At 59.3% G+C, this 9,735-nt stretch carries 14 protein-coding genes; 4 read left to right on the top strand and 10 right to left on the bottom strand.

Going from position 1 to position 9,735, the window contains the following annotated elements; genetic code table 11:
- Nucleotides 1-129: 129 nt before the first annotated feature.
- From AAAB35_RS01920 to AAAB35_RS01900, 5 genes are all read right to left on the bottom strand, one after another.
- The gene (locus AAAB35_RS01920; RefSeq protein ID WP_112643589.1) at nucleotides 130-1,107 is read right to left on the bottom strand and encodes a magnesium transporter CorA family protein; all 978 of its coding nucleotides are present in this window, start codon (nucleotides 1,105-1,107) and stop codon (nucleotides 130-132) included.
- 148 nt (nucleotides 1,108-1,255) lie between these two features.
- Complete coding sequence (locus AAAB35_RS01915; RefSeq protein WP_162742152.1) at nucleotides 1,256-1,477, bottom strand: hypothetical protein; 222 nt, start codon at nucleotides 1,475-1,477, stop codon at nucleotides 1,256-1,258.
- Nucleotides 1,461-1,652: a hypothetical protein gene (locus tag AAAB35_RS01910; protein ID WP_112665544.1), complete on the bottom strand. Its 192-nt coding sequence runs from the start codon at nucleotides 1,650-1,652 to the stop codon at nucleotides 1,461-1,463. The genes AAAB35_RS01915 and AAAB35_RS01910 overlap by 17 nt, the downstream gene beginning before the upstream one ends.
- A gap of 538 nt (nucleotides 1,653-2,190) precedes the next feature.
- Nucleotides 2,191-2,427: a hypothetical protein gene (locus AAAB35_RS01905; protein ID WP_112665542.1), complete on the bottom strand. Its 237-nt coding sequence runs from the start codon at nucleotides 2,425-2,427 to the stop codon at nucleotides 2,191-2,193.
- 18 nt (nucleotides 2,428-2,445) lie between these two features.
- A complete protein-coding gene (locus tag AAAB35_RS01900) occupies nucleotides 2,446-2,628 on the bottom strand; it encodes a DUF3606 domain-containing protein (protein ID WP_112665540.1) in 183 nt (60 codons plus the stop codon).
- Nucleotides 2,629-3,507: 879 nt separating this feature from the next.
- On the opposite strand from AAAB35_RS01900, the gene AAAB35_RS01895 reads away from it, so the two are divergent.
- Genes AAAB35_RS01895 through AAAB35_RS01885 form a run of 3 tightly spaced genes read left to right on the top strand, consistent with a single transcriptional unit; the run spans nucleotide 3,508 to nucleotide 5,510 of the window.
- Nucleotides 3,508-4,416: a Ku protein gene (locus AAAB35_RS01895; protein ID WP_112643583.1), complete on the top strand. Its 909-nt coding sequence runs from the start codon at nucleotides 3,508-3,510 to the stop codon at nucleotides 4,414-4,416.
- A gap of 10 nt (nucleotides 4,417-4,426) precedes the next feature.
- Nucleotides 4,427-5,242: a Ku protein gene (locus AAAB35_RS01890; protein ID WP_018859551.1), complete on the top strand. Its 816-nt coding sequence runs from the start codon at nucleotides 4,427-4,429 to the stop codon at nucleotides 5,240-5,242.
- A gap of 4 nt (nucleotides 5,243-5,246) precedes the next feature.
- Nucleotides 5,247-5,510 carry a hypothetical protein gene (locus AAAB35_RS01885; RefSeq protein WP_018859552.1) on the top strand — a complete coding sequence of 88 codons (264 nt, stop codon included), beginning with the start codon at nucleotides 5,247-5,249 and terminating at the stop codon, nucleotides 5,508-5,510.
- A gap of 258 nt (nucleotides 5,511-5,768) precedes the next feature.
- On the opposite strand, the gene AAAB35_RS01880 is transcribed toward AAAB35_RS01885, so the two are convergent.
- Both AAAB35_RS01880 and AAAB35_RS01875 read right to left on the bottom strand, forming a co-directional pair.
- Nucleotides 5,769-5,987, bottom strand: a complete 219-nt coding sequence (locus AAAB35_RS01880) for a hypothetical protein (RefSeq protein ID WP_162706140.1) — start codon at nucleotides 5,985-5,987, stop codon at nucleotides 5,769-5,771.
- Nucleotides 5,984-6,196, bottom strand: a complete 213-nt coding sequence (locus AAAB35_RS01875) for a hypothetical protein (RefSeq protein WP_340666554.1) — start codon at nucleotides 6,194-6,196, stop codon at nucleotides 5,984-5,986. The genes AAAB35_RS01880 and AAAB35_RS01875 overlap by 4 nt, the downstream gene beginning before the upstream one ends.
- 83 nt (nucleotides 6,197-6,279) lie before the next feature.
- On the opposite strand from AAAB35_RS01875, the gene AAAB35_RS01870 reads away from it, so the two are divergent.
- Nucleotides 6,280-6,918, top strand: a complete 639-nt coding sequence (locus tag AAAB35_RS01870) for a hypothetical protein (protein ID WP_340666555.1) — start codon at nucleotides 6,280-6,282, stop codon at nucleotides 6,916-6,918.
- A 217-nt stretch (nucleotides 6,919-7,135) separates the two neighbouring features.
- On the opposite strand, the gene AAAB35_RS01865 is transcribed toward AAAB35_RS01870, so the two are convergent.
- The 3 genes from AAAB35_RS01865 to AAAB35_RS01855 all read right to left on the bottom strand — a co-directional run.
- Nucleotides 7,136-7,276, bottom strand: coding sequence for a hypothetical protein (locus AAAB35_RS01865; protein WP_340666553.1), 141 nt, complete (start codon nucleotides 7,274-7,276; stop codon nucleotides 7,136-7,138).
- A gap of 419 nt (nucleotides 7,277-7,695) precedes the next feature.
- Nucleotides 7,696-8,976 carry an alpha/beta hydrolase gene (locus tag AAAB35_RS01860; RefSeq protein ID WP_112643575.1) on the bottom strand — a complete coding sequence of 427 codons (1,281 nt, stop codon included), beginning with the start codon at nucleotides 8,974-8,976 and terminating at the stop codon, nucleotides 7,696-7,698.
- Between the two features lies 1 nt (nucleotide 8,977).
- On the bottom strand, nucleotides 8,978-9,735 hold a 758-nt coding region (locus AAAB35_RS01855; RefSeq protein ID WP_340666552.1), incomplete at its 5' end, for an efflux RND transporter permease subunit.

Here is a 9,735-nt window from a genome sequence, read left to right as displayed (position 1 = left end):
TGAGGCATGAAATATTGAGACCGGGTCAGGCAGCAAACAATTTCCTCTCGTTCATCAGACTCACCGGATGTTTGCCCGTACGATCATACTGAAGTCCATTGCGTTCATTGGAAAAAAGGCACTTATTAATTAGAACCAACCCCTGCGCCAGAACCAAAGCAGCGGTGCGACGGCGCTCAGGATGATGATCGCCCACGCGAAGGGATATCCCCAAGTCCAGCTCAGCTCTGGCATGAACTTGAAATTCATTCCCCATATTCCGGCCATGAGGGTGGGTGGCACACCAACGACAGAAGCGATTGTCAACACCTTGAAGATGTCGTTCTGTTCGATGGTGATGAAGCCCAGGACGGCATCCAGCAGGAACTGCGACTTGTCGGAGAGATGCGTCTCATAGTCGCTCAGCGAGGCAACGTCTTTCGTCACCGCATGGAGTTGGTCTCGGAACTCGTCCGACAGCATGTCGTGACACACATCCAGCGTGAACGAAGCCATCCTGCCGACACCCAGTAGCACGTCTCTAGCTTTTGAGGATCGGTCACCAAGTGCCCCAACTTTGGAGAGCGCTTGACGGAGCGTGAAATTGGAGCTGCGGGGAGATGCCGAGCCGCGGAGATTGCCCTTGAAGACACTTTTGGATACCTCGTCGACGGCAGTGGCGAGATGTTCCAGAACGTCTGCACCGCGGTCTACGATAGCCTCTAGCAGCGCGACGAAAACTCCCATCCCGTCAGCAGGGCTCTCTTCCTGTTTCAGTCGTTCAGCGACGACATCGAACGCTGGCAAGCTTTCGTACCGGATGGTCACCAGAAAATCGGGACCGACGATAAAGCCGGCCGGAGAAAGCTCGGCGTGCTCGATCGTCGCATGTCCTATGACCGGCGCGCTGAGGTAGAGACGGTTACCCTCCTTTGACAACCTGCTCGACACTTCGATCTCGCTCAGAGCCTCCTTCGTTGGCACCCTCACCTTCGCCCGACGTTTTACAAATTCGATCTCCTTTTCGTCAGGGTTGAGTAGGTCCATCCAGATTACATGACCCGGCAAATCGTCATCGGCTCCGCCCGACCTGACGGTGCCATCCGTGTCTCGATATATGTTCAGCAAACTTGGCTCCTGGAAACTCGGGAGGGACGGGTTCAAACGAACTAGCCGGTCCTTTTTCACCCGTCTACGACATTCTTGAGGCTCGTTCAGAGGACCAAATTTACAACCCATTCGCTCATAGACCACAAGCCCACGAAATCGAACTCCATCAGCAATCGTAAAGAAACGCCCGATGCTCGCCTCCTCGCAACATGTGGTGAGGGCGCGGGTTAGATAAATCTCTATACATCGAGCAGGACTCCTGCCGTCCACACACCGACGATGTCGGGATAGGAGAGAGCGACAGCCCCTCCCACGGATTGATCAGCAAGCCGATCGAAAGCGCGACGCCGCCCACTGCGGCGACCGCCTTTTTATTCAGTTTTGGCATTGGTGGTTTCCTTGCTCTCCGACTGCGCCACGTGCCGTGCCACCCACGTGCCGCCTAGCAGAAGCAACGTCAGCCACAACGTCAAGAAGTCGGAGATTGCCGGGACCATGTTGAGGATGATGTCGGCGAGCGCGGCGAGCTCGATGAACCGCCGCGACCATGCGCGCGAAAGCACCCGACGCCAGTCCGGGACGAGTTTTCATAGTGTTCGCTTAGAGGTTGGGCCGCATACCTCTTTTGGATGAGGTGCTATGTACGGCGAGTTGTGTTCCTATGAGCCCGACAGCAATGATGCGGTCGACTCAGTAGTATGCAAAATGAAGCTCGCCTCCCCGGCGGGCTTTTTTGCTGTCAGCCCCTCAGAACGGCTTCGCCTTGAGACGGTACCTGCCCGCAATGGCCTCGTGACTTCCACCCGAACCGTCGGCACTTGTGGCGATAGCCCCAGATGCGGCGACCGGATGTCAGTTCGATCACAGTCCAGTAGAAGGCCGGCGGGTAAGGCTCGCCGCTCTTGAAGATCAGCTTTGAACCATCCGATGGACAGCCGAGCACGAACGCATTAAAGCGACCGACAGCTTCGTTGCGATGCCGGGCATGCTTCGGATCTTGTCCATGAAAATTGACTGAGAGACAAAAGCTCCGATGTCGGTGTTGTCTGCAATCGCTGCAGATGTCCTGATCGTGATTTCCTTACCCCGCTTGAACTTCGATCAATGCACCGAGTCAGACGACGGAGCATTCACCCGGGTGGCTGCGAGGCCGACGTATGCGCCAATCAGGACAGTCGCCATCTCCTGCACCGAGCGGCAACCGTCGTTGTAGAGTTCGATAGCTGCATCGCAGAGAAACGACGACGCTTGATCATCCCAAGCAACATTGTAATGCCGATACCATTCCCTGACAGCCTTCGACATTATCAAACGGTCTTGCTGTGATACCTTCTCCATGCCCGCTCTCATAAGTCGTCAGTGTTGACCGAGCTTGGTTTCGACCTTCTTTCTCGAGTTGCCGACGCTCCTCACCGCTTTTTTCACTGCATCCTTGGAGACGCTTTCCTTCTTGGCTTCGTAGGCAACCTCGTGATCCTGACTGCCGGCGACGCGGACGCGATCCTGAGCTCGGCCTCGTGGTGTCTGCTTCTGTGCCATCGGGCTTCTCCTTTAATTGATCAGCGCAAGATAAACTCGCAACGATTCCGGTGGTTCCCGGGAGATGGTGATTGTCGACATGCCCCGCTTGAAGCGGGTCCCGAACCCGCTATGCAGTGTCCGAAGCAGGGATCAGGATGATTGCGCTACCCATGGACACTGGAACGCGAGGGCCGCGAACCACGCGGCGGTCTCGATACCGCCGATGCCCTGACAGAGATCCTTCGCAGCGAAGATCTGCCCGGTGTCATGCCCCCGGACTGGCTAGTCGCCACACTTCGGATGGACCAGGACGACGAAGGCGTTTCCATACACTCGTCGCCGCTTGGATGGACGGTCGCCGAGGGCGCTTCACGACCTCATGTCAGAGCGCCCTTGGGTCGGAGACGGCGACGCGACACCTCAGCAGATCGTATCCGCGCCGCAAGAGACCTCCTGCGGCCAATCGCTCGTGCTGGCTCATGTTCCCACAAGTCATCCACGGTGTGTCCACACGTTACCCACAGCGTAACCTGTGGCCGTTACATCGGATTTCGTCCATGCGGTCTATCTGTGGATCACATTCCACTCGCAGACTGCGACAACCCGGCCTGTTTTTGTTGCCGCGAATTCCCAGCCGCGTATCCTCGCCAACACCCTTCTTTAGCGCAGGCGGCGGACCTCGAAGGGCGCGGCGGCGGACAGAAACTGTCCCCGCCGCTCTGTGTCGAACGCAGTCCAACGCCCGATGCGATCGTTTCAACCATCAAGGCAGCGTTTCCGCCGGAATCAATCTCTGAACGTGATTCTGCAAGTTATTGAAAAATGATTCGTTTCGTGTCGGAACGAATCACCCTGGCACGTCTTTGAGTCGCGTATTAGTGATTCGGAGTATTTGTGATGGCCTCAGGACAGCGTGCGCAGTGGAAGGGCTTTATAAAGTTCGGCGAAGTCACGTGCGGGGTGGCGCTCTATACCGCTGCATCCACCTCCGACCGGATCACTTTCAACACCATCAACAAAGCCACAGGCAACCGCGTCAACCGGGTCTTCATCGACAGCGAGACCCAAGAGCGGGTGGAAAAAGAGGCTCAGACCAAGGGCTTCGAGATCGACAACGGTCAATACATCATCGTCGATCCCGAGGAGGTCGCCGCCGCCATCCCTGAGAGCAACAAGACCCTCGAGATCGAGGCGTTCATACCCTGCTCCGACGTCGATGATGTCTATTTCGACAAGCCCTATTATCTGACACCGGACAAGATGGGTGGAGACGCTTTCGCCGCGCTGCGCGACGGCATGAAGAATTCGAACGTCGCAGCCATCGCCCGCACGGTCCTCTTTCGCAGAATGCGCACGGTGCTGATACGTCCCCACGGCAAGGGTCTGATCGCAACCACCCTGAACTACGACTACGAGGTCAGGTCGAGCGCCAAGGCGTTCGAGGCGATGCCCAAGATCAAGATCCAAGGAGAGATGCTTGATCTCGCCAAGCACATCATCAGCACCAAGAAGGGTGAGTTCGATCCGGCAACATTCGACGACCGCTACGAAGCCGCCCTTGCCGATCTGGTAAAGGCCAAGCTGGAAGGCAAGTCGCTTCCAAAGCCGAAGAAGGTGGAGGTTTCGAAGCCCAATGATCTGCTGGCAGCGCTGCGCGAGAGTGCTGGCATCATGAAGGCCGCAGCGGACAAACCGAAACGCACCGCGGCCAACGCCAACACTGGCACCGGACGGGAGCGGTCCGCGCGCGGGGCGACAACAAAGCCCGCCGCGTCAAAGGCTGCACCGCAGCGCAAGGCAAGCTAGGAGATAGGCGATGGCTCCGAAATATTATTGGAAGGGCTACCTGAAGCTCTCTCTCGTCACCTGCCCCGTGGCGATGACCCCCGCGACATCCGAAAGCGAGAAGGTGCGCTTTCATACGCTCAACAAGGAGACGGGCAACCGCGTCGTCTCCCAGTATATCGACTCCGTCACTGGCAAGCCCGTCAAAGACGCGAACGAAGCCAAGGGTTATGCCCGCGGTGAGAACGACTACGTGATCCTGACCGACGAGGAACTGGATGTCGTGGCGCTCGACACGGTGAAGACGATCGACATCGACAAGTTCGTCCCGGCCGATAGCATCGAATGGATCTACCTTGAGAAGCCGCACTACCTGATGCCGGACGACGCGGTCGGCAACGAGGCGTTCGCCGTCATCCGCGACGCAATGAAAGCCGACAAGGTTTTCGGCGTGTCGAAGCTGGTCATGGGCCGCCGAGAGCGTGCCGTTGTCCTTGAGCCGCGCGGTGAAGGCATCGTGCTGTGGACTTTGCGTTTCGGCGACGAGGTTCGGCCCGAGGAGAACTATTTCGAGGACATCCACGAAAAGGCAGATCCGGATCTCATTCCGCTCGTCCAGCAGCTTATCAAGCAGAAGACCGCCCGATGGTCGTCGGACATGGCGAGCGATCCAGTCCAGGAGAGCCTGCTCAAGCTCATCGAAGAAAAGAAGAAGCTGCTGAAGCCGAGGAAGAAGGCTGCCAAGGGCAACGCCGGAGAGGCCGCTGCCGCTTCCAACGTCGTGAACATCATGGATGCCTTGCGCAAGTCGTTGGAGGCAGATCTCAAAGGTAGGAAGGCGGGGTAGTCACATGCACTTGCTGGAAACGAAGATTGTTCACGAGACAACCGGATGGCGGGTAGACTTTGTCGGCGACGATGGTGAAGCAGTGTCGATCAAGGTCGCTGACGGTCACGCTTCAAGCGAGGATGAGGCAATTCAGCGTGCAAAGGAGGTCATGGTCCAGTTAACGGCATATGGCACGCGCGGAGGCGGACGGAGCATCAATCCGTACGATGCCGCCAGCAACGGCAACTTCGACGACGGCGAGCTGCCGCTGGATGCGCGACACTGACCCAGTGTTGGAGACGACGCGGGCCTTCGGTCAATAAAAAAGGCCGGGGCGAAACCGCACCGACCTTCCTCATCATCGCCTCTTACCAGTGCCAGTACATCCGTGGTCAAAAGCATTTCAGCGATGCGGCGTTGCGAGCCGCGAGTCTCAGCGCTCATCAGCAATGCCTGTGAGAGAGTTCTACCTGTGCAATGTGTCCGCAACAAGTCTCACCAGAAAACTAGCCGAAGAATGAGCCACCTGATGTCAGGACGTGGGTCAGGCCTGGGAAGCGGGCCAGTCGTTTGACGGTTCCTCAATAACGTCGTCCGATTGGTCTTCTGCGGGATCCGGGTCGCGGTCGTACGCCACCCTCAGGCGGCCGAGTTCATTCTGGATGGCATCGTAGACATCCCTCGCCTTTGCGCCTTTCACGACGAACGTGTCGATGAATTCTTCGAGCTTCATGCTCAAGTCGTCCCGCCAGTCCTTCGTCATTGCCGCTCCTCCGGATGAATACGAATACCCCTGCAACGAAGGCCCCACGTCGGGCAATGTACGGAAGCTCGTATGCTTGGAGAAGCGCCCTCGTCGGGTTCGGGATCTGGAAGCGCTTCCTTGCCGGGCATCCCGTCGGGATCGCGCGGTGGCGTGTCAACGGGCGGCGGCGATGGCAGCGGCACGATGCGCTCGTTCGGCACGGACATGGGGATCCTCCTCACTGCGAAAACGTGGGAAATCACCGGGAGTTCCGTTGAAGCTCGGCCCCTTCGACACCATCTGCTGCGACATGTCCAAGACGAAGACGAAAAGCAAGGAAAGCGACGATCCCGAGCTGATCAGGGAGTGGCCGCTTACCGTGGTGGCGACCCTCGGTTCTGGTGTTAGGGTGAAGGGAATCCTGCAGGAAATCCGCTCCCGGCTACCATCCCCGGTCCGGAAGTCGCTGGACATGCAGGCGGCAGGGCTCATCCTCGTCATGCCAGAGACTTCGAAGACAGTATTCAGAGCGACTGCATCGGCCGTTTCCAGCTTGCTGGACGGCATCGCAGACCTTCCGGTCATTCCCCGCGAGATCGAGGATATCCTGACGATCACGGCATCAGAGCGGAAGCGCTGGCTTGAGGACGGTCGCCTGCCCAGCGCTGGAACACGAACGGTCAGGCTCCAAGGACGCGCAAGGAAGATCACCTTTCACGTGTTCGACCCCCGGGTTGTCGAGGATCTGCTCGACCGTGGCGCAGTGGACGAATGGCGGGAGGTGGACGCTGCGGCGAAAGCGGAAAATCGCAGACGAGCCGCGTATCAGGCGAAGTTGACGCGCTCGCTGAAGAAAAGAGAAAAAACCGAACAAACCGAGCGAACCGATGAAACGGCAACCGGGTTGAGCGGATGGGAGGAGTTCGGTAGCGACGGCCTCCTTCGGTAGTGCCATCGCGCCGATTCGTCAGAATACGATAAGGGGCGCCGCTCATCTCCGCCACTCGGATGGCGGATTCGCGTAGCCCCGGAAACTTGCCGGACGGACATCGAGCGACATTGCTCATATGCTCATAGTTGCGACACCCGGGATGATTGCGAAGTCCTGCCACCGCAAACGAACGAGGCATGGGCTGGTATCCCTTGCGCGTTCGAAGGCGCTCCAACTAACCGTGGATCCCACAGGTGACTGAGGCGCAAAAGCAAGATGCGGCGACGTCGATATTGCTTGGCGCGAATTCTCCACTCGTGACTCCGGTGCGGATCAACTTCCCGATGTCGGTCTTGAGTCCATTGAGATACGGCATGAACGACGGCAACTTACTTCCGAAGCTAGAACGACGAGGCTAAACATTTTGGGGGTCGCTATCGCGTGCCTCTGACATCAACTGATGGTGACCGAGTGCGGCTTCCTCAAGACAGCTTGCCGCGTCGCCTGGTTCATCAATGGCAAGCGGGGGGACGCGCAGGGTGGTCTCCGGGAAATCTCCGACGATGGCGTCCCATATCGAAGTCTTGGAGGGAGGATTCTGTACACGCTGGCCGGGACTTCCCAAGGAGTCGGGCGATGTCAGCGACGTTTGTCTTCGACAGCCCGTACGGCCGACACGGGGCCGTGCCGGCTTCTAAGATCCGGGACACGTGTTCGGCGCGCGGCCGGTGTCTTGCAGGCTTGGCTATTTCCATCTTCCGATCCTAATAAATCCTTGCCGTTGGCGGCTAAACTTCAGTACGCAATCTGCCCATCCTTGATTGGCGCACCGTCGGAGGAGAGTTCCTCCTTCAGAATCTCCCGCGCCTCGGGGCTGATGACAGCGACTGGTGCCGCGACGGCGAGACGCGCGGCCGAGCCTGCAAAGTTTGCGGCGCTCACGCCGATTTGGTCTGCCGCGCTTGCCTGTCCACCATCCAGGCTCTGCCCAGCCAGCCGCCGTCCGAGCAGGCGGACGATCTCCGGGCTTTCGGCAAAGGCGTTATGGCCGAGTGGGTCGTTCGTCGCGATCGCGCTCGTGTCGATGACGGAAACGCCGAGTTCATTGAAAAGAGGTGCGTAGGGTCTGAGATCGGAGCCGCCGAGACGTTTGACCCCGCCCGAAAGCCAGCCCGAGACTTCCAGCGCCTTGTCGCTTTTCGATGTCAGGATAGCAAAGTGCGGCCGCTTCGGTCCCATCTCGGTGAACTGGCGGCGGAAGACGTCGATATCGATGTCCGGCGATGCGAGCACAACGTTCTTCACCTTCGCCGGGATCGATTTCTCGCGCATAGCCACGCCGCGGAGTGCCTCCGCCGCCAACCAGCCGCCCATCGAGTGAGCGAGGATCGTCACATCCGAGACGTCGGGGCTCTTCACCGCCTGGAGGATCAGATCCTCGAGGGCGCGGCGCGAGTAGTTGGCGCTCTCCTTGTCGTAGAGGTAGTCAAAGACGCGCCCTCTGGACGGCCAGGTGAAGAGGATCGGCGCGGCGTCGGTTCCCGAGTCATGGACGATCTGCGCGAAGCGGAAGACCGCATCGGCATAGGTGTTGTTGAATCCATGAACGAAGATGATGACCTGGTGCTTCTTGTTTCGATTTGCCCGGTACCAGTCGAGGGCCTGCCCTTCGGACTGGACCCTGGCGACCTGCGTGACCGCGAACTCCTTTTGCGGGTTGGGCGGCATGCGCGACGGCCACTGCACCTCGCCAATCTTGCGGTTCCGGTCGGGGGGAATGGACACGTCGACGCTGTTAAGCGAGATCGCCGTCCCGCGGTCGCCGGAAAAGAGCTTGCCGGGATCCTCCGAAGGCTTGCGCGTCGTGGCGACAAGCATGGTGACCCGAGTGGTGCCGATCGGGGCGACGGCGAGTGGCCGCAGGACCTCTTGCGCCCGGCTGGCGCAACCCGATGCGGCAAGCGACAGGGCAACAAGCACTGGGACGGCTTTACATGCGTACCGAACGGTCGCGATCGTCGTAGTGCGGCGGTATCCCTGGGCAACGCGTCCAGGGTGCGAGAGCGATCCTGTCATTTCAGTTCTGCCCCACTTCGAGAGGAATACGGAACCAGGCGACGTAGAGCGCCGGCAGGAAGAGAAGCGTCAGCGCCGTGCCGACGACGATCCCGCCCATCATCGCGTAGGCCATCGGTCCCCAGAATATCTCGTGAGAGATCGGAATCAGGGCGAGCGTCGCAGCCGCGGCAGTGAGCATGATCGGTCGCATGCGATGCTCGGTCGCCTCCACCACCGCCTTCCATGGCGACATTCCCTCCGCTCGCAACTCCTCGATCTGCACGATCAGGATGACGGAGTTGCGGATGAGGATTCCGACGAGCGCCAGGACGCCCAGCAGTGCGACGAATCCTAGAGGCGAGTTGCTGGCAAGCAGGGCCACGACGACGCCGATGAGGGCCAGCGGCGCCACCGAGAAGACCAGCAACAGCCTGTGGAAGCTCTGGAGTTGGATCATTAGCAGCGTCGCCATGATGACGAACATTGCAGGTGCCACCTTGGCGATCGGGCCCTGCGACTTGGCGCTTTCCTCGACCGCGCCGCCGACTTGGACAGAATACCCGGCCGGCAGCGTCTTTTCGAAGGCCGCGACCTTATCGGAGAGCGCCTTCACGACCGTCGCCGGCTGCGTCGCGTCGCCGATGCCGGCCTTGATCGTGATGGTCGGAACTCTGTCGCGCCGCCAGATCGTCGGCTGTTCGAGCTCATAATGGAAGGTCGCGACCGATGACAGCGGGACGGATTGACCACTGCTGCTTTGCAGTTGCAGGTCAAGCA

The organism is Phyllobacterium sp., assembly GCF_037994425.1.
Lineage (GTDB): Bacteria > Pseudomonadota > Alphaproteobacteria > Rhizobiales > Rhizobiaceae > Phyllobacterium.
This window is presented reverse-complemented; position numbering and strand designations above follow the sequence as displayed.

Bases quoted from the DNA above. Each gene is read 5' to 3' on its own strand.
- AAAB35_RS01905 (WP_112665542.1), bottom strand. From the start codon at position 2,427: ATGGAGAAGGTATCACAGCAAGACCGTTTGATAATGTCGAAGGCTGTC.
- AAAB35_RS01915 (WP_162742152.1), bottom strand. From the start codon at position 1,477: ATGCCAAAACTGAATAAAAAGGCGGTCGCCGCAGTGGGCGGCGTCGCG.
- AAAB35_RS01880 (WP_162706140.1), bottom strand. From the start codon at position 5,987: ATGACGAAGGACTGGCGGGACGACTTGAGCATGAAGCTCGAAGAATTC.
- AAAB35_RS01870 (WP_340666555.1), top strand. From the start codon at position 6,280: ATGTCCAAGACGAAGACGAAAAGCAAGGAAAGCGACGATCCCGAGCTG.
- AAAB35_RS01900 (WP_112665540.1), bottom strand. From the start codon at position 2,628: ATGGCACAGAAGCAGACACCACGAGGCCGAGCTCAGGATCGCGTCCGC.
- AAAB35_RS01865 (WP_340666553.1), bottom strand. From the start codon at position 7,276: ATGCCGTATCTCAATGGACTCAAGACCGACATCGGGAAGTTGATCCGC.
- AAAB35_RS01875 (WP_340666554.1), bottom strand. From the start codon at position 6,196: ATGTCCGTGCCGAACGAGCGCATCGTGCCGCTGCCATCGCCGCCGCCC.
- AAAB35_RS01890 (WP_018859551.1), top strand. From the start codon at position 4,427: ATGGCTCCGAAATATTATTGGAAGGGCTACCTGAAGCTCTCTCTCGTC.
- AAAB35_RS01895 (WP_112643583.1), top strand. From the start codon at position 3,508: ATGGCCTCAGGACAGCGTGCGCAGTGGAAGGGCTTTATAAAGTTCGGC.
- AAAB35_RS01860 (WP_112643575.1), bottom strand. From the start codon at position 8,976: ATGACAGGATCGCTCTCGCACCCTGGACGCGTTGCCCAGGGATACCGC.
- AAAB35_RS01885 (WP_018859552.1), top strand. From the start codon at position 5,247: ATGCACTTGCTGGAAACGAAGATTGTTCACGAGACAACCGGATGGCGG.